23 protein-coding genes are annotated in these 23,174 nt (G+C 50.9%); 12 read left to right on the top strand and 11 right to left on the bottom strand.

The features are described 5' to 3' along the window. Positions 1–81 precede the first annotated feature (81 nt). On the bottom strand, positions 82–1,317 hold the full coding sequence (icd, locus tag BLP53_RS05990; RefSeq protein ID WP_425412897.1) for an NADP-dependent isocitrate dehydrogenase: 1,236 nt from the start codon (positions 1,315–1,317) through the stop codon (positions 82–84). A 10-nt stretch (positions 1,318–1,327) separates the two neighbouring features. Here icd and BLP53_RS05985 point away from each other — a divergent pair, with 10 nt between their 5' ends. Together BLP53_RS05985 and BLP53_RS05980 are read left to right on the top strand one after the other, a co-directional pair. Then, positions 1,328–1,876, top strand: coding sequence for a pseudouridine synthase (locus tag BLP53_RS05985; RefSeq protein ID WP_091471239.1), 549 nt, complete (start codon positions 1,328–1,330; stop codon positions 1,874–1,876). A gap of 12 nt (positions 1,877–1,888) precedes the next feature. Continuing rightward, a complete protein-coding gene (locus BLP53_RS05980) occupies positions 1,889–2,602 on the top strand; it encodes a type 1 glutamine amidotransferase (protein WP_091471238.1) in 714 nt (237 codons plus the stop codon). A 3-nt stretch (positions 2,603–2,605) separates the two neighbouring features. On the opposite strand, the gene BLP53_RS05975 is transcribed toward BLP53_RS05980, so the two are convergent. Further along, entirely contained in the window at positions 2,606–3,496 is an 891-nt protein-coding gene (locus BLP53_RS05975; protein ID WP_091471237.1) for a lysophospholipid acyltransferase family protein, read from the bottom strand. A 107-nt stretch (positions 3,497–3,603) separates the two neighbouring features. Between BLP53_RS05975 and BLP53_RS05970 the strand changes: the two genes are divergently transcribed. The 10 genes from BLP53_RS05970 to BLP53_RS05925 all read left to right on the top strand — a co-directional run bounded on the left by BLP53_RS05970 (position 3,604) and on the right by BLP53_RS05925 (position 14,919). Further along, positions 3,604–4,383 (top strand): lipopolysaccharide kinase InaA family protein, encoded by a 780-nt coding sequence (locus BLP53_RS05970; protein WP_091471406.1) that lies wholly within the window; start codon positions 3,604–3,606, stop codon positions 4,381–4,383. A gap of 23 nt (positions 4,384–4,406) precedes the next feature. Beyond that, a complete protein-coding gene (locus tag BLP53_RS05965; RefSeq protein WP_091471405.1) occupies positions 4,407–5,864 on the top strand; it encodes a lipopolysaccharide kinase InaA family protein in 1,458 nt (485 codons plus the stop codon). 21 nt (positions 5,865–5,885) lie between these two features. Beyond that, a complete protein-coding gene (locus tag BLP53_RS05960) occupies positions 5,886–7,604 on the top strand; it encodes a carbamoyltransferase family protein (RefSeq protein WP_091471236.1) in 1,719 nt (572 codons plus the stop codon). Between the two features lie 224 nt (positions 7,605–7,828). Then, complete coding sequence (gene edd, locus BLP53_RS05955) at positions 7,829–9,643, top strand: phosphogluconate dehydratase (RefSeq protein WP_091471235.1); 1,815 nt, start codon at positions 7,829–7,831, stop codon at positions 9,641–9,643. A gap of 176 nt (positions 9,644–9,819) precedes the next feature. Continuing rightward, on the top strand, positions 9,820–10,449 hold the full coding sequence (gene eda / locus BLP53_RS05950; RefSeq protein ID WP_091471234.1) for a bifunctional 4-hydroxy-2-oxoglutarate aldolase/2-dehydro-3-deoxy-phosphogluconate aldolase: 630 nt from the start codon (positions 9,820–9,822) through the stop codon (positions 10,447–10,449). Between the two features lie 72 nt (positions 10,450–10,521). Then, positions 10,522–11,190: an HAD family hydrolase gene (locus tag BLP53_RS05945; RefSeq protein WP_091471233.1), complete on the top strand. Its 669-nt coding sequence runs from the start codon at positions 10,522–10,524 to the stop codon at positions 11,188–11,190. A gap of 14 nt (positions 11,191–11,204) precedes the next feature. Next, positions 11,205–11,888, top strand: a complete 684-nt coding sequence (locus BLP53_RS05940; RefSeq protein ID WP_245652658.1) for a protein kinase family protein — start codon at positions 11,205–11,207, stop codon at positions 11,886–11,888. Between the two features lie 9 nt (positions 11,889–11,897). Then, positions 11,898–12,725, top strand: a complete 828-nt coding sequence (rfaP, locus tag BLP53_RS05935) for a lipopolysaccharide core heptose(I) kinase RfaP (protein WP_245652657.1) — start codon at positions 11,898–11,900, stop codon at positions 12,723–12,725. A gap of 47 nt (positions 12,726–12,772) precedes the next feature. Further along, positions 12,773–13,963 (top strand): O-antigen ligase family protein, encoded by a 1,191-nt coding sequence (locus tag BLP53_RS05930; RefSeq protein ID WP_091471231.1) that lies wholly within the window; start codon positions 12,773–12,775, stop codon positions 13,961–13,963. After that, positions 13,963–14,919, top strand: coding sequence for a glycosyltransferase family 2 protein (locus tag BLP53_RS05925; protein ID WP_091471230.1), 957 nt, complete (start codon positions 13,963–13,965; stop codon positions 14,917–14,919). The genes BLP53_RS05930 and BLP53_RS05925 overlap by 1 nt, the downstream gene beginning before the upstream one ends. Positions 14,920–14,972: 53 nt before the next feature. Here BLP53_RS05925 and BLP53_RS05920 read toward each other — a convergent pair whose 3' ends face one another. The 9 genes from BLP53_RS05920 to hrcA form a co-directional block, all read right to left on the bottom strand. Continuing rightward, positions 14,973–15,602: a CatB-related O-acetyltransferase gene (locus BLP53_RS05920; RefSeq protein WP_091471229.1), complete on the bottom strand. Its 630-nt coding sequence runs from the start codon at positions 15,600–15,602 to the stop codon at positions 14,973–14,975. A 51-nt stretch (positions 15,603–15,653) separates the two neighbouring features. Continuing rightward, positions 15,654–16,676, bottom strand: a complete 1,023-nt coding sequence (gene waaF / locus BLP53_RS05915) for a lipopolysaccharide heptosyltransferase II (protein ID WP_091471228.1) — start codon at positions 16,674–16,676, stop codon at positions 15,654–15,656. Continuing rightward, positions 16,673–18,130, bottom strand: a complete 1,458-nt coding sequence (gene rfaE1, locus BLP53_RS05910) for a D-glycero-beta-D-manno-heptose-7-phosphate kinase (protein WP_176755221.1) — start codon at positions 18,128–18,130, stop codon at positions 16,673–16,675. The genes waaF and rfaE1 overlap by 4 nt, the downstream gene beginning before the upstream one ends. 14 nt (positions 18,131–18,144) lie before the next feature. Continuing rightward, on the bottom strand, positions 18,145–18,705 hold the full coding sequence (gmhA, locus tag BLP53_RS05905) for a D-sedoheptulose 7-phosphate isomerase (RefSeq protein WP_091471226.1): 561 nt from the start codon (positions 18,703–18,705) through the stop codon (positions 18,145–18,147). A 69-nt stretch (positions 18,706–18,774) separates the two neighbouring features. After that, positions 18,775–19,764, bottom strand: a complete 990-nt coding sequence (gene rfaD, locus BLP53_RS05900) for an ADP-glyceromanno-heptose 6-epimerase (protein WP_091471225.1) — start codon at positions 19,762–19,764, stop codon at positions 18,775–18,777. A 121-nt stretch (positions 19,765–19,885) separates the two neighbouring features. Beyond that, positions 19,886–20,950 (bottom strand): ferrochelatase, encoded by a 1,065-nt coding sequence (gene hemH, locus BLP53_RS05895; protein ID WP_091471224.1) that lies wholly within the window; start codon positions 20,948–20,950, stop codon positions 19,886–19,888. Between the two features lie 136 nt (positions 20,951–21,086). Beyond that, a complete protein-coding gene (locus BLP53_RS05890; RefSeq protein WP_091471223.1) occupies positions 21,087–21,584 on the bottom strand; it encodes an FxDxF family PEP-CTERM protein in 498 nt (165 codons plus the stop codon). Between the two features lie 127 nt (positions 21,585–21,711). Beyond that, positions 21,712–21,933 carry a glycine zipper 2TM domain-containing protein gene (locus BLP53_RS05885; RefSeq protein ID WP_091471222.1) on the bottom strand — a complete coding sequence of 74 codons (222 nt, stop codon included), beginning with the start codon at positions 21,931–21,933 and terminating at the stop codon, positions 21,712–21,714. Positions 21,934–22,067: 134 nt separating this feature from the next. Continuing rightward, positions 22,068–23,084 (bottom strand): heat-inducible transcriptional repressor HrcA, encoded by a 1,017-nt coding sequence (hrcA, locus tag BLP53_RS05880; RefSeq protein ID WP_091471221.1) that lies wholly within the window; start codon positions 23,082–23,084, stop codon positions 22,068–22,070. Positions 23,085–23,174 lie beyond the last annotated feature (90 nt).

The raw sequence follows: 23,174 nt of genomic DNA, 5'->3' as shown, positions 1-23,174 counted from the left end.
ATTGGTTAAACGGCTCACTCAGGTGAGCCGTTTTGTATTTGTGCATCCCTTGTGTTGTGATGCACGGGGAAGCAGCACATCTTACATATGCTTGATGATTTCGTCGCCGAACTCTGCGGTGCCCACTTGCGTAGCTCCTTCCATCTGGCTGCTGAAGTCACCGGTGACGCGCTTGCTGGCAATCGCCTTGGCAACACCATTCAGCACCAGATCTGCGGCTTCTGTCCAGCCCATATGGCGCAGCATCATTTCAGCGGACAGAATCAGTGAGCTCGGGTTAGCCAGGTTTTTACCGGCAATTTTGGGTGCCGTGCCGTGCGTCGCTTCAAACATAGCGACGGTATCGCTGAGGTTGGCACCAGGGGCAATACCGATGCCACCGACTTGCGCAGCCAGTGCATCACTCATGTAATCGCCGTTCAGGTTCAGTGCGGCAACTACATCGTAATCTTCCGGGTGTAACAGGATTTCCTGCAGGAAGGCATCGGCAATACAGTCTTTAATGACAATGCCATTCGGTAATTTGCACCATGGGCCGCCATCAATCAGTTCGGCACCAAATTCTTCTTTGGCCAATTGATAACCCCAGTCACGGAAGCCACCTTCGGTGAACTTCATGATATTGCCTTTATGGGTAATCGTCACAGATTTGCGGTTGTTATCAATCGCATACTGGATGGCTTTGCGGATCAGGCGCTTGCTTCCATCAATGGAAACCGGTTTGATGCCGATGGAAGAAGCTTCAGGAAAGCGGATTTTCTTGCGCACACCCATATCACTCAGGAAGTTGATGACTTTTTTGACTTCCTCTGTACCGGCAGCCCATTCGATACCGGCATAAATATCTTCCGTATTTTCGCGGAAGATCACCATATCGGTTTTTTCCGGATGCTTGACCGGGCTGGGCACGCCGGTGAAGTACTGGATAGGGCGCAGGCAAACGTATAAATCCAGTTCCTGGCGCAAAGTGACGTTCAGTGAGCGGATACCACCACCTACGGGTGTGGTCAACGGGCCCTTGATGGAAATCACATAGTCTTTCAACGTAGCCATGGTTTCATCAGACAACCAGGTATCCTTGTCGTATACCATGGTGGATTTTTCGCCAGCGTAGACTTCCATCCAGGAGATTTTTCGTTTGCCGCCATACGCTTTTTCTACCGCAGTATCGACTACCTTTACCATGGGTGGCGTAATGTCGATGCCAATACCATCGCCTTCAATAAAGGGGATAATAGGCTGATCGGGAACATTTAAGGTATTATCGGTATTAACGGTGATTTTGCTGCCAATCGCTGGCACCTTGATTTTTGACATAGCACTTTCCATGTTGTTACTGTTTAACAAACCTTTTAACGTCGTCTGCCAGTTCACTCCTCACGAGAAACACGCGACGCTCAAAGACTATATTCCGGTTCCCAACGTGTATGCTGCCGGGCGGCTGGATACCGATTCTGAGGGATTGCTTATTTTAACCGATGACGGTGCTTTGCAACATCGTTTGAGCCATCCCAAACACAAAGAAGTCAAAACCTACTGGGCCCAGGTAGAAGGTGCACCTGCCGCAGCAGATTTGTTGCCCTTGCAGCAGGGGGTGGATTTGGGCGACTTTGTTGCACAGCCGGCACAGGTGAAAATCATCGCTGAACCTGCCCATTTATGGCACAGGGATCCGCCTATCCGTGAACGCAAACATATCCCGACTACCTGGCTGGAACTGAAAATCAGCGAAGGCAAGAACCGCCAGGTGCGCCGCATGACGGCTAAAGTGGGGTTCCCGACCCTACGGCTGATCCGTTATGCGATCGGGCCTTATAATCTGGACGGAATCTTGCTTGGAGAATATCAGACAGTTGAAGAAAAAGTACGGAAGTGAAAAGGTAGCATAATGAAACCGGTAGTCATATTCAGACATGCCTGCTGCGAAGGCGCGGGTTATTTAGGCACTTTCTTAGCGCAACAGGCCATTCCGTGGTGCGAAGTACGCATTGATAAAGGTGAGCCAGTACCGCTCTCTGTCGATGCTTACAGTGGCATTGTGCTCATGGGGGGGCCCATGAGCGTTAATGACGATTTGCCGTGGATTCCGCCTTTGCTGGGTTTAATTCGCGAAGCGGTAGCAGAGGATGTTCCTTTGTTGGGGCATTGTTTAGGCGGCCAGCTGATCAGCAAGGCACTCGGTGGAACGGTCAGCAAAAATCCGGTCAAGGAGATTGGCTGGGGAGATGTGTCTATACTGGATAACGAAGTAGCCAGGCACTGGTTTGGCGACCTGCAGGAATTTAACAGCTTTCACTGGCATGGTGAAACGTTCACTGTCCCGGAAGGCGCGACTCATATATTGGCTAGTCCGCATTGCACGAACCAGGCATACGCTTTTGGCAAGCACATCGGGTTTCAGTGCCATATTGAAATGATGCCGGAAATGGTTCAAATCTGGACTCAGCAATGGCAAGCGGATATTGCCAGTTCAGCCGCCAGTCCTGCCGTGCAGTCTGCCGAACTGATGTTGGCGCGAGTGGAGGAAGGTTGCCAGGCATTACATACCGTAGCCGATACTGTCTATAACCGCTGGATTCAGGGGTTGGTCCGCGATTCATGACTTTTAAAGGGATTTATCAGGGCCTTCTGTTTGCGCGGCTGAGGATTTCTTCTCCAGTTTGTGCATGGCATAACGGCGTTGCTTGAAACGATTGTATTGCCACAAGTACTGCTCCGGGCATTGGGCAACCTGGCGCTCGATCGCCTGATTAAGCAGGGTGGGCGTACTAATATCATCCACGCGGCTCAGGTGGATATTAAAACCTTTGCCATCGGCCAGGCGCTCCCCAAATGCCATCACCACTATCGCACCGGACTTGCTCGCCAGCTTGCTGGCAAGCCCCATGGTGTAGGCCGGTTTGCTGAAGAAATCCGCCCACTCACCTTCACCGCTTCGCGGAATCTGGTCTGGCAGGATGCCCACCGCCTGGCCGGCTTTCAGGGCCTGCAATAATTTCCTCACACCACTTGCATTAGCGGCTGCCATGGCTACCTTGCCTTTTTGCCGGCCGCTGACAACCAAATCACTGAGCGCCTGTATTTTGGGAGGGCGGTATAGCACGGTAATCGGGTATTGTGCGCCGTAAAAAATTGAAGTGATTTCAAAACAGCCAAGATGAGGTGTCAGGAAAATCAGGCCTTGTCCCTGTTGATGGGCTTCTAGCACGGCTTCCCAGCCATGCACCTCATGAATAAGGGGTAATAAGTCTTCAGAGGACTTTCCCCAGATAAAAAATGTTTCCAGCAATGCTTTGCCTGCTTCTATCCGGCTGCGCTTCATTAGTTGCCGGGCTTGGGCATGATTTTCAGTGAGGGCGCTTTGCAGAATATTTTCAAGCGCAATCCGGTTGCTTTTATGGTCAATGCAGTAAGCGCCATATCCCAGGATCGAGCCTAAGCGGTGTACCCATTTGAGTGGCAGGCAGGCCAGCGTTTTGCAGAAAAAACCTAACATGGGGTAATCTTGTAATCGTTCTGTTAAAATTCCAGCGTGAGCGCGTCATCTTAACAAACTCGCCGCGTAAAACTCTAGCAATATCCACCTGCAGATTGCCATTTATTTTGAAACAGACTTCCTATCATTACCTGGACCCATTAGTAGCCCCTGCATTGGCAGCGCATGACCTGGCCCAGTTCGAGGCTTTGTGGAACCGGGAAATTGCCTGGTTTGAAGAACCTAACCAGCGGCGGGGCGGCTGGAGCGGTGTCGGCCGCCTGGTATTGCAGGCAGAAAGTGCTGAACCATTGGTGCTGTTTGTGAAAAAACAGCAAAATCACGGTCGTCTTACCTGGCGGCATCCTTGGCGCGGTGAGCCTACTTTCCGGCGGGAGTTTAACCGCTTGCGTCAACTGGCTGCTACTGGTATCCATGCACCACGGGTAGTGGCTTATGCCGAAGCCATACAATCTGGCCAGCAATGTGCGGTGCTGGTTACTGAGAACCTGCATGATTTTGTCGACCTGGAAACCCTGTTGCCGTCATTGCAGCAATGGCCGCGTACGGAAAAAACCGGCACTTTGCGTCAACTGGCACAGCAGGTACGCCGGTTTCATGACCTGGGATTAGTGCACAGGGCACTTTATCCCAAGCACCTGTTTGTGCGCGGTAAAGCGGAGCAGGCTGAAATTGCATTGATCGACCTTGAAAAAGCACGTAGCAGCTTATGTGCCTCTTCCCGCATGCTGTTTGATTTATCCGCCTTGCAAAGGCATACACCATTGTTGACGCGTAGCCAGCGGCTATTATTTTTCAAGCACTACCTTGGCTTAAACAGTACAGGAAAATTATCCTGGTTTGAGCGCTGGTGTTTAACGCGTATCATGCGTCGCAGCCGGCGTTGACTTCCCCACTGGTTTTTACTTTCATGCAAGGACAGATCAGGTCATTAACAGAATGTGAAGTCGTGGATAGCACGACTGGGTACGTGTGGCTGGAACATGGGGAGCCACTGACAGATTTACAAGCGCATCGCGTGATTCCGCAGCGGCGCTGGGTGTTGAGTGCGCACTGGCAGGGACAGGCCGTGTTTGCCAAAATATTCCTCGGTCAGCAGGCAGAAAAATACGCAACCAGGGATGCACGGGGGGCACGCTGGCTGCAACAAGGCGCACTGACAACCCCGGCTTTATTATGGCAAGGTGTTACGCAGGATGGACGTGCACAGGTACTGATTTATGCTGCCGTAACCAATGCACAAAATGCGGAAGAGCTTTATCAGTCTGCCGATGTTGCGGCGCGGCTGGTACTGGTGGAGCGGTTGGTCATTGCCCTAGCCCAGCAACACCAGGCGGGTCTGGTGCAAACCGATCTGCATCTCAAGAACTTCTTAATGGCGGATGAGGCAGTATGGACGATTGATGGCGACGGTATCCGCAAAAAAACACTGTCGACGCAGGCTGCCTACCAGCAACTGGCCACCTTGATCAGCAAGCTGAGTGTACTGGACCAGCAGGCGTGGATAGACCGTTTGCTCACGGTCTATCAGCAACAGCGGCAATGGCATGATGATATGCGTCCGGCACAGGTGCTGGCTTGGGCGATGCGTGACAACGCTAACGCTGTCCGTGAATATGTCGAACGTAAAATATTCCGTAATTGTACCGATGTGGTGTGGCAGCAAACGCCGCTTTTTGTGTTGGCGCGCCATGCTGCGGCCATGTTGCCTGCATTGACGCCAGAGGCGCTGGAAAGCGCCATGCAGGCAGGCAATATACTGAAAGACGGCAACAGCAGCACCGTTGTGCAAACCCCGCTGGCGCAGCAGGAGGTGGTGATCAAGCGCTATAACATCAAGCATATTGCACATGCGCTCAGTCGTGCCTGGCGCCCTAGCCGCGCTGCCGCTTCCTGGTCGAATGCGCATAGGCTGCAATATTACGGGTTTTTAACGCCGCAGCCGCTGGCAATGCTGGAACAGCGCAGGTATGGCTTGCGTGGCAAAGCCTATTTTATCTCTGCTTACAGTGGCTTGCCTGATGCAGTGGCTTTTTTCAGGACGGTCAATAATGAGGTGCTGCGTCAGGAAGCACTGAGGCAATTGGCGCTCACTTGCTACCAGTTTTATTTATTGCATATTGTCCATGGCGACTTGAAAGCCACCAATTTACAGGTGGATCCGCGAGGAAAAATCATAGTGATGGACCTGGACAGCATGCGGCAGTATCGTTGCGCCAAACGCGCCTTGCGCGCCCATGTCGCGGACATCCGCCGCCTGCTGCAAAATTGGAAAGACGACACTTCACTGTATAATGCGCTGGTGAACAGTTTTCAGGCCGTGTATGCCGATGCAACACCACTGAAACTGGCAGGCATTTCCATTTAATCACTTAACGAGTCTCACTGAATGATTGTACTAGGGTTATCCGGCGCGCTGGGGCATGATGCTTCCGCTGCGATTCTGGTCGACGGCAAAATCGTTGCCGCTGCTGAAGAAGAGCGTTTTATCCGCGACAAGCACGCCAAAAATCACTGGCCATACGAAGCCACTAAATTCTGCCTGAAACAGGCTAGTATTACGCCGGATCAGGTGGATATTGTGGCGTTCCCCTATGCTGAGATTCCGCTGACATCCGCCGCCCGCTGGCATTATGCCAAGCGTTACTGGTATGCACCAGACCGTGCACTGGATGCGATTTTTAACGGTAACCGCCGTTTCCGCCGCAATCGTGACAAGTCTCTCAAGTTGATGCGTGACCTGGGGTTGAGCAAGGCAAAATTTGTACCGGTGGAGCATCACCTGGCCCATGCCTCCAGTGCCTATCATCTCAGTGGCTTCAAGGAAAAAACCGCCATTGTCGGCATTGATGGCAAAGGCGAGTACGCCACGACTTTCTTTGGCTATGGCGAAAACGGCAAGATTCACAAAATCAAGGAATTCTACGATCCGGATTCGCTAGGTGGATTATATGGTGCCATCACCGAATACCTGGGTTTCGAAATGCTGGATGGCGAATTCAAGGTCATGGGCATGGCGCCGTATGGTGACCCGGAAAAATATGATTTGAGCCGTCTGGCCAAGTTTGAAAATGGCGAACTGGTCGTCAATACCGACTATGTCAATGTCGTGGGTTTGCGCCGCTACAAGGAAAATGGCAAGGGTTTTTACTTTACGCCCAAACTGATCGAGTGGCTGGGACCCAAGCGCGAAGGGGATGAAATTGATGATCCCTACATCCATTATGCGGCCAGCGTACAGCAACTGCTGGAAGACCTCGCCTTGCAGATGATTGAATATTACCTGGGCGACATTATCCGCGAAACCGGAAAAATCGTGATGGCGGGTGGTGTGGCGCTGAACGTGAAACTAAACCAGCGCATTATTGCCTTGCCGCATGTGAAAGAACTGTTTGTGCAACCGGCGGCAGGGGACAATGGCACCAGCCTGGGGGCGGCCACCTATGCGGCACATCTGGCGGGCGAGACCATCCATAAAATGGAACATGCCTACCTGGGGCCGTCATTCACCAATGAAGAATGTATCGCCGCGTGTGAAGCACATCCGGCCAAACCCAAATTTACCCGTGTGGAAAATGGTCCGCAAAAAGCGGCTGAATTACTGGCAGCAGGTAACCCACTGGCCTGGTTCCAGGGGCGCATGGAGTTTGGCCCGCGTGCACTGGGTTGCCGCAGTATTCTGGGAGACCCCAGTTTCCCTGGTGTGGCAGACCGCATCAACGCGCAGATCAAATACCGCGAGCGCTGGCGGCCATTCTGCCCCAGCATGCTGGACCGTGTGGCCAAGGATATCCTGCAAACAGATCACCCGGCGCCTTACATGACATTTACCTTTGATGTGAATCCGGCCTGGAAAGCGCGTATTCCTGAAGTCGTGCATGAAGATGGCACGGCACGGGCGCAAGTGGTCACCAGGGCCACCAATCCGCGTTACTATGCGCTGATTGAACATCTGGAAGCATTGCGAGGCAATGGTGTGGTATTAAACACTTCGCTAAACCGCCGCGGTGAGCCCATGATCTGCAGTCCGGCCGATGCGCTGAACATGTTTTATGGCTGCGACCTGGAATACCTGATGCTGGAAGATGTGCTGGTCACCAAAAGTTAAATCCTGAAAAGAGTCCTGCCATTTTAAGTGATTGGAATCATTCAATAAATTGCGTTTTTCAGCGGTTTGGTTTGACGGATTCCGGTAGTTTAGCGATAATCACAAGCAGTAGCGGGTTTGGACTCTTACATTTTATGTCCCTAAGCTGTGGCGTATTTCCCAGCCAGGCAGTTGATCAGGGCGATTCCATCACGTAGTCAAAAAACACAGTTGAGCGATAGTCAATGAAACAATCCCACATTGAAGTTACAGAACGTATCATCGAGCGCAGCAGGCCGACGCGTAAGGCCTATCTGCAGCGTATTGATGAATATCTCAATCGCCCCAAAGGGCCTGACCGTCTCGGCTGTGCCAACGTGGCGCACGCATTTGCGGCCATGCCACAAAATGATAAATTCAAGATTTACGCTGAAAAGCCCTCCCATATCGGGATTGTCACCGCTTACAACGAAATGTTGTCGGCACATCAGCCTTACGTGAACTATCCGGACATTATTCGTGATGAAGCGCGCAAACATGGCGCGACCGTGCAGGTTGCCGGCGGCGTGCCTGCCATGTGTGATGGCATTACGCAGGGTGAGCCTGGCATGGAGCTGAGCCTGTTCAGCCGCGATACCATCGCCATGAGTACCGCTGTGGCCTTGTCTCACGACGTATTTGATGCGGCACTGTTACTGGGCGTCTGTGACAAAATCGTGCCTGGCCTGTTGATCGGGGCGCTGCATTTTGGCCATTTGCCTTGTGTATTCGTGCCGGCTGGCCCCATGAGTACCGGTATTGATAATACCTCCAAATCCAAAGTGCGGGAAAAGTACGCCCAAGGTTTGTGTGACCGTGATGAATTGCTCGCAAGCGAGTCTGCGGCTTACCACGGCGCGGGTACCTGTACGTTCTACGGTACCGCCAATAGTAACCAGATGTTGCTCGAAGCCATGGGTTTGCATGTGCCAGGCGCGGCGTTTGTCCATCCGCACGATGGCATGCGCGAAGACCTGACGCGTGAAGCGGTGCGTATGGTGTTGCAGAATACCCAGAAAAATAATTTCGTGCCGATTGGCCGCCTGGTCGACGAACATGTGATTGTGAACGCCATGGTGGCCTTGCTGGCGACCGGTGGCTCTACCAACCACCTGATCCACTGGGTGGCAGTAGCGCGTGCGGCGGGCATTGTGATCGACTGGACCGATTTCCACTACCTGGCGAAGTCCACGCCTTTGCTGGCCAGCGTTTACCCGAATGGCAAGGCGGACGTTAACGAGTTCCAGCAGGCCGGTGGCCCTGGTTTCGTGATTCGCGAGCTGATTGAAGGCGGTTACATGTATCCGGATGTTTACACCATCAGTGGCGGCGGTATGCGCGATTATGGCAAGAAGCCTGAAAAAGAAGGTGACAAGCTGGTATGGAAAGATTACCCGGCAGAAAGCGGTGATGAAACCATTGTCCGTACCGCATCACACCCGTTCAATGAGTCCGGTGGTTTGCGTTTGCTCAAAGGTAACCTGGGCCGTAGCGTGATTAAAATTTCTGCCGTGCCTGAAGACAGGCACATCATCGAGGCACCTGCCATCATATTCGATGGCCAGGAAGAGTTGCTGGCAGCATTTGACCGTGGCGAGCTGGAAAAAGACTTTATTGCTGTGGTGCGTTTCCAGGGGCCGAAAGCCAATGGTATGCCAGAGTTGCATAAACTGACCCCACCGATGGCGGTGTTGCAGAACAAGGGTTTCCGCGTTGCCATTGTCACCGATGGTCGCATGAGTGGCGCTTCCGGCAAGATTCCGGCAGCGATTCACCTGAGTCCGGAAGCGAGTGCCGGGGGTCCGATTGCCAAAATCCGTAATGGCGACATTATTCGCCTGAATGGTACGGTGGGGCAGTTGAATGTACTGGTTGATGAAGACACCTGGGCAGAGCGTGAAGCGGAAGAGTTGAGTGATGGCAAGCGTCATTACAATTCCCATGGCCTGGGTCGCGAGTTATTTGGTGGGATGCGCAGGAATGTGTTGTCGGCCGAAGAAGGTGCGGTCACCTGGTTGTAAATTTTGCAAATCAAGCGCTAACTTTGTTGTACTCGCTTGCCGTACTGATTGTACTGTCTGTGCTCGTACGTCGCGTTATCGCTTGATTATCAAAATTTGTGCATATCCTGTAAACATAATTCTTCAAGTGCCCTCACTTGGAGCCTTTGAAATTTTATAGAAACTGACAGAAAACTATGAGTACATTAGACTTAGCAAACCATGGCCCGGTGATTCCGGTGATTGTCATCAACAAGGTGGAAGACGCCGTCCCAATGGCGGAGGCCTTGCTGGAAGGCGGCGTAAAGGTGCTGGAAGTGACGTTACGTTCACCAGTCGCCCTGCAGGCCATGGAGCAAATTGCCAAACACGTGCCTGATGCGATTCTGGGTTCCGGTACCGTGCGTAACCTGAAAGATGCCAAGGCATCCAAAGACGTGGGTTGCCAGTTTGCGGTGAGCCCTGGTTATACCAGTGAGTTGGGTAGATATGCCCGTGAGATCGGTTTGCCATTGTTGCCAGGCGTCTCTACCGGTTCTGAAATCATGACGGCGAATGCTGATGACTATTATTTCCTGAAGTTGTTCCCGGCCGTGGCTGTGGGTGGCATCAATTTATTGAAAGGCTTTGCCGGCCCGTTCGCTGATGTTAAATTCTGCCCGACCGGTGGTGTGAGCGTTGAAAGTGCACCGCAGTTCCTGGCGCTGCCTAACGTGGTTGTCTGTGGCGGTACCTGGCTGACGCCAGCAGATGCCGTGGCACGCAAAGACTGGGCGCATATCACCAAGCTGGCGAAAGAAGCATCAGCTATCGTTGCAGCCAAGTAATCAATCAAGCTAATTCAAATCCGCTATAATCAAGGCTTGTAGCAATACAGGCCTTTTTTATTGCCGCTATTTATGCCTAAACAAATCGATCTTGCAAAATATAAAACCATCGTACTGGATTGCGATGGCGTTGTCCTCAATAGCAACCAGACCAAAGTGGATGCTTATTACAATACCGCCAAACGTACGGGCGGTACGGATGCGCAGGCACAGGCATTTGTGGATTACCATATAAAGCTGGGCAGCATCCCGCGCAATGACAAAATTCGCTATTACATTACCGAAATCCTCAAGCAACCTTTCACGGATGCATTGTTCCAGAAATTAATGGATACCTTTACCGTGATCCTGGATGAAACCCTGATGCAATGTGAAGTTGCGCCTGCGTTAAATGCCCTGAAGCAGAAAACGGCACAAGCCAAATGGATGCTGATGTCAGGCGGAGACCAGGAAGAGCTCCGCAAGATTTTCCCGCGTCGTGGCCTGGATCATTTGTTTGAACTGGGCATTTACGGTGGCCCCACCAAAAAGAATGAGCACCTGGCGCGCATGATTGCAGATGGCACGATTCAGTTTCCTGCCCTGTTTATCGGCGACAGCCGCTTTGATCATCAGGCCTCCACAGGTGCAGGGCTGGATTTCGTGTTCCTGAGCGACTGGACAGACATGCCTGGCTGGCAAAGCTATTGTGCAGAGCACGACGTTACGGTCGCGGCGCATATGCATGCCCTCGTGGGCTAAGACGCGGATTGCTAGTGACAAAACTGACCAGTACATTGCTCACCGACGACAGGCTGCAGGCATTGTGCCAGCAGGGAGAGGTGATTGAGCGTGACGAGCGCGGTATCAAGGTGGTGCGCTTGGACAACGGTGATTTCCTCAAGATTTTCCGCGCACGGCGCTGGCTGAGTGGCGCACGTTTATATTCACATGCACGGCGGTTTTGCCGCAATGCACAGCGTTTGCAAACATTGGATATTCCGACCGTGACAGTCAAATCGCTGCATCATTTATCGGCTTCCGGGCATACGGCAGTGATTTACCAGCCCCTGACTGGCCAGACATTGCGCCAATTGATGCAAGCCGAGCTGCCCCGGTTAACCGCGTTGGCAGGTGCGCTTGGAAAGTTCCTGGCGGAACTGCATGACAAAGGCATCCACTTTCACTCTTTGCATAGCGGCAATGTGCTGCTGACACCTGATAACAGATTCGGGCTGATTGATATATCAGATATGACGATTTATCCGTGGCCTCTGATGTGTCATACCCGTTTGCGGAGTTTTCAGCGCCTGGGCAAATATCGTGAGGAAATGAAGGTCCTTGATGCTGCTTTCTGGCAAGCTTTGATTCAGGGCTATCAAAAAACTTCTGGGCATGCCCGTCGTTGCACTTTGCTTATCATGGCGAAGATTGATTACCTGCAACAGCCACCTGTATGAGTGAGATGAATGATGGCAGATAATCACTCCAACCCGGCTGAAGTACATCTTGAACCCGGTTATCATCCAGGTATTAACAAGTTCGATGAGTTCATGGCATTGGAGGGAGAAATCTTCCGCGCCGTCAAAGACCGCCAGACACACAAGGTCATGCTGGATGGTGAGCCGGTTTTTATCAAAAAGCACTATGGTGTCGGCTGGACTGAAATACTCAAAAGCCTGCTCAGTTTAAAGTGGCCGGTGCTGGGCGCACGTAATGAATGGCAGGCAATACACAAACTGAACGCCATTGGCATTGCCACCACACCCTTACTGGCTTATGGCATGCGTGGCTGCCATCCTGCACATAAACAATCCTTCGTGGTCACCCGTGATCTTGGCGATATTGTGACGCTGGAAACCCTATGTGCAGATTGGGAACAACAGCCACCGCCACTGGCAATCAAGCGGGAATTAATCCGCAAAGTGGCCGAGCTGGCGAGCAACTTTCATATGCATGGCATGTGGCATAGAGACTTTTACCTGTGCCATTTTGCGCTGAAGCGGGAAGCGATGGCTACAAATGATCTCCGCCTGTATCTCATGGATTTGCATCGCGTGGAAATGCATGACGACCTCCCGGCAGGCAAGCGCCTGAAAGACCTGGCAGGGTTATATTTTTCAGCCATGCATATCGGGTTGACCAAACGGGATGTGCTCAGGTTCCTGAAATCCTATTACCAGCAGTCCTTGCGCCAGATACTGAAAAACCGGCGGTTTTTGCAGTCGGTAGAGCAGCGGGCCATGCAACTGGATGCCAAATTTCTGCGTAAACGGGAAGCCGGCGTGGCGATGTAGGCTGAGCTTGCTTTAATATATCGAATACGTTTGAATAAGTAAAAAGCATGCTCAATAAAATAAAGCCTTCTTTACTATTTGTACATTTTTACGTCATTGTTTTGTCTGTTTTTTTTCAGGCACTTACGCTTGGTGAGATGTATCGAACTTTTGCTTACATTAATTTGGCATTGGTTTTTATCGGTTTAGGACTTTATCCTCAAAAAACTCTTTCTCGGAAAACAAGTGTTTTCGCAAGTGTATTTCTGTTGATATTTATTGTCTGGGAAGGGCTGGTTTCTTCGTATTTTTCATTTACAGATAAATCATTGCGGCATTTGTGTTTAGCAATGGCTTTAGTGATGGGGGTGGTCCTGCTTTCTGCATATCATGAAAAATTGAAACCAAAATTAATGAGTACGCTGATTGGTTTGGTGTATTTGTATACACTATGCCAGTTGATTGCTGTTTACTTTATGGGCCGGCCTTATGGCACGACTAAAAACCCGCATTATTTGGCGATTTATAGTGCTATTTTTCTGGTAGTTAGTATCTATCTGATTGTTAAAAATAATGCCATCATTCATCGTTGGCTGCTTGGGTTTTCAGCACTTGTTTTAGGTACGCTTTTACTTTATACCTCGTCCAGGCCGGTTTGGATTGCGTTATTGGTTGCTATTTTCTTGTTAGCAGTTAGTTTGCGTGGTCGGGCTGCCTGGAGCATTCTTATCGGAACCATTCTCTTATTTGCTGGTTTGGTAATCACCAATGCTGGCAATTTCAAGTTGCGTTGGGAAGATTTAATTATGCATGCAAATACTGAAGAGCGGGTGACCATTTGGCAAGATGCATGGCAAATGCAAAAGAGTACTAGTCAACCTATTCAGTGGGTTTTCGGGCATGGCATCGAAAGTTTTGAAAGAAACTTTGCGGACTATTCTCGTTATCATAAAAACGAGCATATTGATTTCAATAGTCCCCATAATATAGTGCTTGAACTGTTATACCAGTTTGGTATTGCAGGACTGATATTAATATTGTCGGCCATCGTGTTGTTATATCGCAAAATTATTTCTGCTTATTTGAAATGCCGCAATGATGGCGAGTATGCATGGGTCTATTTAATGATGCTGTTGGTGCTGACAATAGATTTCTTTGGCACTAGTATTATTTTGCCTTTTTTTGTCAGCATTAATATCAATCTTTTAGCGCTGATTGCAGGTATGACTATATATTTGAGCAATATTGAGAAGCACTGATGCAGCCATCTATTACTGTTGTTATTCCCAATTTCAATGGTGCTGGGCTATTACAAAGAAACTTGCCTTCTGTATTAGCTGCCATGAAGAATTACTCAGGCATCTCCAGCTTAATCGTGGTCGATGATGGTTCCAGTGATGAGAGCCTGCAAGTCCTGAACAGTGAGTTCCCGCAGGCAAAGGTCGTTGTACATACGCAAAACAGAGGGTTTGCTGAAGCGATTCACAGTGGAGTCAATGCTGCTGGAACAGAATTGTTATTTCTATTGAATTCGGATGTGGAAGTTGCGCCAGATATTTTTACGCCATTAGTCGCTTATTTTGAAGATGAGAATACCTTTTCTGTAAATCCTCTTATCTATGATGAAAAGGGCGAAGTTAAACGGCATTCATGGAATTTACGTCAATTCAAAGGTGGGACACTTAAGTTAATGAATTGGCAACTGGAAGTAGCCTTACAACGCCGGAATGCTGGGGAAAATCTGCCAGCCGCTTATGCACATGGCGGATCATTCATGGTAAGAAAATCCATGTTTCTGGCATTGGACGGTTTTCATCCCATATTCAAGCCGTTTTACAGCGAGGACTATGATCTAGGCTTGCGTGCATGGAGGCGAGGCTGGGCAAGTTACTTTGAGCCTAGTGTGCATATCGTGCATCAAAGTAAGGGCTCTATCCGTTCTCACGTTAAATTTAAATATGTGAAATCTATACGCCGACGTAATCGGTATATTTTAGAGTGGGCACATTTAGCGCCGGCAGACTTGCTGATAAAAGCCATTCCTGCATCTATTTTGCAATTATTGGGAGAGTTGCTGATGCTGGACTATACCAATTTGCGAGGTTTTGGTTTTGCGGTGATGAAGTTGCGACAAGTGCTTGTCTTCAGGCGCGAACTACGTGAAACATCTTTATTTACGTTGCGCGAGGTTCTGGCAAAGCTAGATAAGCGTTAGACACAATAGTGATAGGCTTATATTGTTTTCTGGGGCTGAAAAAACTGCTCCAGTTAAGGTGTTGAGTGCCTTGTGCGTTCACTCACATATTTCAGAAACTCTTCAATACGGTTTGAGCATAAAAGCTCGGTAACAGCTCGAACTTCCTCTTCTGTCCATGACCACCATTCGCTGGCTAGTAGTGCCGAGCGCGTTTCCTCATCAAAGCGCCAACCGATTGGTTTTGCCGGATTACCTGCAACTATTTGATAGGGTTCTACCGATTTGGTTACAACACTACGCGCCGCAACAACCGCGCCATTGCCGATAGTCACTCCGGATAAAATAGTACAGCCATAAGCTAACCAGACATCATTGCCAATAATCACGTCACCACGTGTTCCTCCATATTCCTTAATATGTGCAGCTTCTTCAACAAAGTCGGGAAATGGAAAGCAAGATATCCAGTCTGTGCGATGGTGTCCTCCCAGAAAAATATGTACATCTTTAGCAATCGAAGTGTAAGCACCGATACTCAGGGTTGTTCCTTCTTGCCAGTCATGTACTTTGGGTGTGCCATAAGTCCCTATTCCTACTGAATAGTGAGGGTAACGGATCCGAAACTTATGCTGTGCCTTATGAAGTTTGACTGGTTTAGGTTGACGCCTGAAGAGATTTGCAAATTTTTCGAGTTGTTTCCACATTTGCTTTTTCCTTTATTCAAGACAATGATATCCGTAAGTAACAGCCAGGAATCAATGGTTTTTTGAAAGCCGGATTGAGAGGTGTTTTGTAATTTGCTGAGGTGGAATTTGCTTCAAACAATTCAGATGCCCCAGCGGACACGTACGTTCAAAACATGGGCTGCATGAGAGTCCCAAATACTCAACGACCGCTTGCAGATGCATGGGGGGCGTGTGGTTGGGGTCGGATGAACCATAAATGGCAATCAGTTTTTTATCCAGGGCGGCTGCCACGTGCATAAGACCAGAGTCGTTACTGATCACAGTGTGACAGAGTGACATCAAATCAATGGCATCACCCAGCTTGGTTTTTCCGGCCAGGTCTACGCATTTTTGCCGGGTGAGTTGCTGGATGTTGTTGGTTACGGACTGGTCTTTTTCCGAGCCAAACAGCCAGACTTGCCAGCCTTGGTTCAAGGCATTGTTGGCGACTTCCGCATAGTATTCCGCAGGCCAGCGCTTGGCTTCACCATACTCCGCGCCGGGGCACAAGCCAAGTATGGGCGCATTGGATGCTGCAATATTGTGTTGCTGCACCAGTGAAATGGCGCGATGGGTGTCGGCCTGCAAGGATGACAAAGGTAGTTGTGCTGGCAGAGGTGCATTTTTTGCACGCCCAAGTGCGACAAAGCGGTCAACAGTTTTCTTGAGGATGGTTTTATCCAGTGGTCGCATGTCGTTGACCAGGCCATAGCGCATCTCGCCTTTAAAGCCGGTACGGACCGGGATCCTCGCTGCCCACGGCAGAATGGCTGATTTGAGGCTATTGGTCAGCAGAATCGCCTGTGTAAACCCTTGCCCGGATAATTGCTTGCCAAGCTTGAAGCGCTCTCGGAGTGCCAGGTCACCGTGCTTGAAGGGCAGGGCAATCGCTTGTGATACTTCCGGCATTCTTTCCAGCAGTGGTAAGGTCCAGGCTGGCGCTGCCACTGTAATCTGGCAATCTGGCTGGTCGATCTTGAGTTGCTTGAACAGGCTTTGCGCCAGCACCATGTCGCCGACCCAGGAAGGGCCCATCACCAGGATCTTGTTCATGCGTGCATTTTTTTGATCAGGTTGGTCGTGCTGCGACCTTCTACCAGGTCAATCAGGGCAATTTCGCCTCCCCAGGACAACACTTCCTGTCCGCCGACTACCTGGTCGGCGGTGTAATCGCTGCCTTTGGCAATGACATTTGGCTGGATGGCATTAATCAGGTTCAATGGTGTGTCTTCATCAAAGAGAATCACGGCATCGACAGATTCGAGTGCCGCCAGCACGCGCGCGCGGTCATTTTCATTCACTACCGGCCGGCTCGGGCCTTTGAGCGCAGACACTGAGCGGTCAGTATTCAAACCAAGTACCAGCTTGTCACCGCGCCTTTTGGCGTCTTCGAGATAGGTGACATGACCTGCATGTAACAGGTCAAAGCAGCCGTTGGTAAACACGATTCTTTGTCCCTGTTGCTTCCAGGTGGAGACTTTCTGCAGCAAGTCCGGCAGTTCGCAGATTTTATGTGCCTGCTCGCTGCCTTGCGCCGTGGCAAGCGCATCCACCAGATCGGCTTTGGTAATAGGCACGGTCCCCACTTTGCCGACCACTACACCAGCAGCAACATTGGCAAGAGACAGGCTTTCCAGTGGTGAAAGACCATGCATCAAACCCGCTGCCAGTGTGGCGATGACGGTATCGCCGGCACCGGATACATCAAATACCTGTTTCGCAGTGGCGCTTAAATGCGCAGTATGGTCGGAGATTAGGGTAATGCCTTCTTCACCGCGGGTGACGGCCAGAAAGTCCAGAGCAAGGCTGGATTTCAACGCACTGGCCTTATCAATCAGCGCGGCATCATTCACGTGCGTATCACAAGCTTCAGCGGTTTCTTTCTTGTTGGGTGTCAGCGCGGTGGCGCCACGGTATTTATGGTAATTGCGCCCTTTGGGGTCGACCAGCACCGGGATGTTGTTGTCACGGCAATAATGGATCACTGCCTGGCAGATATCTTCTGTCAGCAAGCCTTTGGCATAGTCTGACAGAATAACGAGAGCGGGAGATTGTTTAAGTGCGGCTTGAATGGCTTGATCCACGGCCAGGGATTCGCTGATGGAAAGTTCGGTAGTGATTTCCTGGTCCAGGCGCAGCATTTGCTGATGTCCGCCCAGAATACGGGTTTTGGCAATGGTCGGGCGAACAGCGGTCCTGATCATGGCTTGCGTATCAATGCCGTGTGCCTGCATGGCTGTCAGCAATAATGCGCCTTCATTATCGTCACCTACCAGGCCTATCATGCGTGTATGGATATCCAGTAACGCCAGGTTGGCCGCGACATTGGCAGCACCACCCGCGCGTTGTTGCTCGGATTTAATCAGCACAACCGGCACCGGGCCTTCGGGCGAGATGCGATTTACCTCACCAATCAAATAGCGGTCAAGCATGACATCACCAATGACCAGTACGTGCTGGCTGTTCTCACCGAAATGCTGAACCAGTTTTGCCAAAGCGTTATTCATAAGCATGCCAGCCATCAGGATTCCAGGATCTCACACAGGCTGTGGCCAATAAAAATATGTGCTTCCTGGATACGGGCAGTCACATTGGAGGGAACCACGATATTGTATTGGCACAGCGCATTCAGTTTGCCGCCCGTGCCGCCGGTCATGCCAATCGTCCTCGCGCCGATTTCATTGGCAGCTTCAATGGCGCGTACCACATTGGCGCTGTTGCCGCTGGTGGTGAGGCCGATCAAGATATCTTCCGGACGGCACAAGGCTTCTACCTGGCGGGCAAAAATATAGTCATAACCATAATCATTGCCGACCGAGGTCAGGATGGAAGTATCAGTCGTCAGCGCAATGGAGGGAAGCCCCTTGCGTTCTTTTTTAAAGCGGCCGACGATTTCCGCGGCGATATGCTGGCTATCGGCGGCACTGCCACCATTACCGCATAACAGAATCTTGCCACCGCGCTGGAGGCAGTCCCGCATGGCCTGGCCCACTTCACTAATCAGCGGGAATGTTTCCTTCAAGGCCTGGAACATAGCCATATGGGCTGCATGCTCGCCTTCCAGATATTCAACGTAGCTCATGTGATGACCTTAAAATCTGTGGTTGAGAGATATCAGGTGCGGGCCACCTGACCAAAATGCAAGCCTTACCTAGCAGTAAGGATCCTCCTGCATTAAATAATTCTGCACGTAATCCTTCACGCCTTCTTCCAGGCTGGTGAATGGTTTTTTATAGCCGGCATCGCGCAGTTTATGCATTTCGGCCTGGGTGAAATACTGGTATTTTCCTTGCAGGTCCTGTGGCATATCAATGTAAGTGATGTTGGGTTCGCGCGCCATGCTAGTCATGACATTGCTTGCCAGGTCCTTAAAGCTGCGTGCCTGGCCGGTGCCGATATTGTAAATAGCGCTGGCAACCGGTTTGTGTTTCAGTGCCGCTTCCAGGAAAAAGCCCATGACATCCGCCACATCTTTGACATAGACAAAATCGCGCAACTGCATGCCATCTTCAACACCTGCTTTCGTGCCTTTGAACAGGCGCATGGTACCGGTTTCGCTGAACTGGTTGAAGGTATGAAAGGCAACGCTGGCCATGCGCTCCTTGTGGTATTCATTAGGGCCGTAGACATTGAAGAATTTAAAGCCTGCCCAGGCTGGAGGTGCAGCTTGCTTGTCTTTGACTTGCTGCAACACCCACTGGTCAAAAAAGTGTTTGGAGTAACCGTAGCCATTCAAGGGGCGCAGCTTTTCAATGCTGGCATCATCGTAACCATGTTCACCACCCCCATAAGTCGCCGCAGAGCTGGCATAAAAGAAGGGCACTTCATATTCGGCGCACCAGGACCACAGGTCTTGCGAATAATGCATGTTATCCGCGACCAGCTTGTTGAAATCACGTTCGGTGGTGGCACTGATCGCGCCCATGTGAATGACGGCAGTGATACCCTCATTATCTTCCAGGAAGTCAAACAGCTGATCTTTATCCAGGTATTCCGCATAATGTCGGTGTACCAGATTCTGCCACTGGTTTTCATGGGTGATGCGGTCAACAATGACCAGGTCTTGTCTGCCCAGCTTGGTATTTAAGTGCCAGGCCATGATAGACCCTATCATGCCTGCGCCACCGGTAATGACTATCATAAGTGCCTGTGTCAGGTGTCGCTATTGCATCAAGCAATCGAGGCACCTGCCTTGGTTCAAGGTGTGGTTGAAATAGCGGGCATTATAACCTCTTATGACAAGGCTCCCAATGCTTTCCATGCTATGCGCTGCCATGCATGGCATCCTGATTCACTGCAGATTTGTCCCAGCCTTGTAAATTTTCCATGGCAATCGTCACCATTGCCTCTATCCAGCCAGATTCGGCATTGAGTGCAGGGATATAGTGATAGTCCCCACCGCCTGCTGACTGGAATAAATGTTTACCTTCCATGGCAATTTCTTCCAGCGTTTCCAGGCAGTCGCTGCTAAAACCGGGGCAGACGACATCCAGACGCTTGAGTTTTTGTTTGCCTAAGCTGTCCAGCATATTGGCGAGGTAGGGTTGCAGCCATTCCTGGCGGCCAAAACGGGATTGAAAGGCTATTTCATACTGATCGCCGGATAATGCCAGTGCACTAGCCAGCAGTTTGCCTGTTGCCAGGCATTGCTCATAATAAGGGTCACCTTTTTGCGCGTGAAATTTGGGTACGCCGTGGAAACTCATGACCAGTTTTTCTGGCTGGCCGTGTTGTTGCCAATAGGTTTGGATATGGCTGGCCAATGCCTGGATATAACGCGGATGGTTGTGGTAGTCCTTGATGGTGCGAATGGCAGGGACATTACGCATGGTTAGCAATACGCGCCAGACGGCATCAAACACAGCGGCGGTACTGCTGGCAGCATATTGCGGATACAGGGGAAATACCAGGATGCGGCCACAGCCTTGTGCCTTGAGTGATTCAATGGCGCTTTTCATGCTGGGGTTACCATAGGTCATGCCCAGTTCCACTGCGAATGGCGTGGTCAGCTGTTGGGCTAATTGTGTTTCGAACAAGGCTTTCTGCTGCCGTGCGTAAACCATCAGGGGAGAACCGTTTTTAGTCCAGATGCTGGCGTATTTTTCCGCAGATTTTCTCGGGCGTATCCACAAAATAATGCCCTGCAGAATCCAGCACCAGATAAAACGCGGAATTTCCACTACCCTCCTGTCCATCAGGAACTGATTCAGGTAGGGGCGGAGGGCTTTTGCCGTTGGTGCGTCCGGGGTACCGAGGTTTGCCAGTAAAACCCCCACTTTGGTGGAGGCGGCATGTGGGGGGTGGGGTTCTGGATTATAGTAGGCCATGCGGGCATTTTAAGCGATCTGGGCACCCGTGGCTAAAATATGACGAGCGGGCAGCATAAAAAATCCTCGCAGTGAGCGAGGATGGATAATGTCATTCTAAAGAATAGTGGAAGAAAATTGAAATTGATCGAGGCTTTTAAGTATCGTCACGCATTTTCCTGCGCGCGATTAGGCCGATGATGCCCAAGCCGGAGAGCATCAGGGCATAAGTCTCGGGCTCGGGTACTGCAGCCACAAAATTGGTAATAGTCCCGTTATAACCGGCGGTGCCACCTTGGCTGGTGCCGACGACATGCAGGTAAAAATTACCATATTGCGTGGTTTCCAATGCACCAAATGCAATATGGGCACTTGAGTTAAAGACCGAGCCGGTGGCGACCAGGTTTTTATCTCCGTCCACCAGGCTGAACGTATCAAAAGAAAACGCATCGCTGCCGGTGCCTGAGACACTCGCTACAATATTTTGCAGGCCTTCGGTGCTGAAAGAAATGTAGTCATCAAACGCAGTGCTGCCAGAAAACGAATTGCTGAACTGGTAGCCATCCCCTGAAAGCGTGGCGTCGTACGTGTCAGCGTAGGCGCTGTTAAGGACGGTGCATAATCCTAGCGCCATTAATAATAAAGGTTTTTTCATGCTTCACTCCTTGGTTGTGGAAAAATCAAACTAAACACTTAACATGGTCGGAACAGTCCGCTGTAAACGTTTATGCGGAATCCATCAATGCTGGGATGAACCCCGGTCATGCAACGGAGTGGAGCAATTATTTCTTGTTCACCTGATTGCCCACGATGCCGCCGACAGCGGCTCCACCCACGGTGCCCAGTGCACTGCCACCGGTGAGGATCGCACCGCCAATGGCTCCGATACCGGCGCCGGCAGCCGTACTTTTGCCGCGTGTGCTCATGGAGCCACAGCCGGAAGCGCTCAATGCGAGAATGAGTAAAGCGAGAAAAATCAGGGATTTGCGTTTGGTATTATTCAATTAGGCGCTCCATGAAAGTAAACAACTATGGAACGGATTATGCAAAATCCAGGTCAGGCAGGGACAGTGGGTGGAAGCTGATTCTGCTGTCAGATAATTCAGACGTTTCGGGAACGCGTTTCCCGGCGCAAGGATTATTGATTCGAGAGGGCGTTGGACAGGAGTTTGGCGGTGACATCGACAATCGGGATGATGCGTTCGTAGGCCATGCGTGTAGGACCAATGACCCCTAACGTGCCCACCACCTGACCATCCGCCTCATAGGGCGCAGTAATCAGGCTGCATTCATCCAACGGCAGATAGCCGCTTTCACCGCCAATGAAAATCTGCACACCGTCAGCACGCTGGCTGTGGTCCAGTAATTGCATGAGCGCCGTGCGGCGTTCGAAAATTTCAAACAGTTTACGCAGGCTGCTCACATTGGTGGAGAGCTCATCGACTTGCAGCAGGTTACGTTCCCCCGAAATCACTACCGCCTCTTTCTCCGAAGGTTCCGGCTGGCTGGCAGCATCCAGCGCGGCCGACATCAGGCGGTTGATATCTGCCTGCACCTGTTGTAATTCCTGCTTCAGCCTATGCTGCAATTCGTCCAGGGTAAGCCCCTGGCAATGGCTGTTCACATAATTGCTGGCAGCGGTCAGCTCACTGGCGCTGAAGTTTTTTTCTGTCAGCAGGATGCGGTTCTGCACCTGACCATCTGCCGTCACCAGGATCACCAGGATTTTTTTCTCGCTCAGGTGCAGGAACTCCATGTGCTTGAGTGCATTGCGGCTGCGTTTGGGTGTCATCACCAGGCCGGCAAACTGGGTCAGCTGCGATAGCATGTCGGCAGCGCTGTTGATGAGGGCCTGTGGATTGGGGGAGGACAGGCCGGTTTTGAGCTGTGCGACGGCACGCGTGTCCAGTGGTTGCACTGTCATGAGGGAGTCGACAAACAGGCGATAACCTTTTTTGGTCGGGATCCTGCCGGCGGACGTATGCGGGCTGGCGATAAATCCCAATTGTTCCAGGTCGCTCATGACATTGCGGATGGTGGCAGGACTGACATCCAGGCCGGAATGTTGCAGCAATGTACGTGAGCCTATGGGTTGACCTTCGCTGATGTAATGCTCCACTAGCGTTTTAAGTAAAATTTGCGCGCGTTTATCCACTGTTTACCACCTTGTTAGCGTTATATATTCTGCCCGATTTATGGCCGGGGTAACAGCCCCCTGTGCTTTTCAGGGGCGGCCTTCTATGCT

The sequence above is a fragment of the Methylophilus rhizosphaerae genome, from assembly GCF_900100975.1.
Classification (GTDB): Bacteria; Pseudomonadota; Gammaproteobacteria; order Burkholderiales; family Methylophilaceae; genus Methylophilus; species Methylophilus rhizosphaerae.
This window is presented reverse-complemented; position numbering and strand designations above follow the sequence as displayed.

Excerpts from the sequence above, each read along its gene's own strand:
- gmhA (WP_091471226.1), bottom strand. The coding sequence starts at position 18,705 with ATGAGCTACGTTGAATATCTGGAAGGCGAGCATGCAGCCCATATGGCT.
- BLP53_RS05965 (WP_091471405.1), top strand. The coding sequence starts at position 4,407 with ATGCAAGGACAGATCAGGTCATTAACAGAATGTGAAGTCGTGGATAGC.
- hemH (WP_091471224.1), bottom strand. The coding sequence starts at position 20,950 with ATGGCCTACTATAATCCAGAACCCCACCCCCCACATGCCGCCTCCACC.
- BLP53_RS05920 (WP_091471229.1), bottom strand. The coding sequence starts at position 15,602 with ATGTGGAAACAACTCGAAAAATTTGCAAATCTCTTCAGGCGTCAACCT.
- BLP53_RS05980 (WP_091471238.1), top strand. The coding sequence starts at position 1,889 with ATGAAACCGGTAGTCATATTCAGACATGCCTGCTGCGAAGGCGCGGGT.
- rfaE1 (WP_176755221.1), bottom strand. The coding sequence starts at position 18,130 with ATGAATAACGCTTTGGCAAAACTGGTTCAGCATTTCGGTGAGAACAGC.
- BLP53_RS05930 (WP_091471231.1), top strand. The coding sequence starts at position 12,773 with ATGCTCAATAAAATAAAGCCTTCTTTACTATTTGTACATTTTTACGTC.
- BLP53_RS05960 (WP_091471236.1), top strand. The coding sequence starts at position 5,886 with ATGATTGTACTAGGGTTATCCGGCGCGCTGGGGCATGATGCTTCCGCT.
- BLP53_RS05985 (WP_091471239.1), top strand. The coding sequence starts at position 1,328 with ATGTTGTTACTGTTTAACAAACCTTTTAACGTCGTCTGCCAGTTCACT.
- rfaD (WP_091471225.1), bottom strand. The coding sequence starts at position 19,764 with ATGATAGTCATTACCGGTGGCGCAGGCATGATAGGGTCTATCATGGCC.
- icd (WP_425412897.1), bottom strand. The coding sequence starts at position 1,317 with ATGTCAAAAATCAAGGTGCCAGCGATTGGCAGCAAAATCACCGTTAAT.
- rfaP (WP_245652657.1), top strand. The coding sequence starts at position 11,898 with ATGATGGCAGATAATCACTCCAACCCGGCTGAAGTACATCTTGAACCC.
- eda (WP_091471234.1), top strand. The coding sequence starts at position 9,820 with ATGAGTACATTAGACTTAGCAAACCATGGCCCGGTGATTCCGGTGATT.
- BLP53_RS05975 (WP_091471237.1), bottom strand. The coding sequence starts at position 3,496 with ATGTTAGGTTTTTTCTGCAAAACGCTGGCCTGCCTGCCACTCAAATGG.
- edd (WP_091471235.1), top strand. The coding sequence starts at position 7,829 with ATGAAACAATCCCACATTGAAGTTACAGAACGTATCATCGAGCGCAGC.
- BLP53_RS05945 (WP_091471233.1), top strand. The coding sequence starts at position 10,522 with ATGCCTAAACAAATCGATCTTGCAAAATATAAAACCATCGTACTGGAT.
- BLP53_RS05925 (WP_091471230.1), top strand. The coding sequence starts at position 13,963 with ATGCAGCCATCTATTACTGTTGTTATTCCCAATTTCAATGGTGCTGGG.
- waaF (WP_091471228.1), bottom strand. The coding sequence starts at position 16,676 with ATGAACAAGATCCTGGTGATGGGCCCTTCCTGGGTCGGCGACATGGTG.
- BLP53_RS05890 (WP_091471223.1), bottom strand. The coding sequence starts at position 21,584 with ATGAAAAAACCTTTATTATTAATGGCGCTAGGATTATGCACCGTCCTT.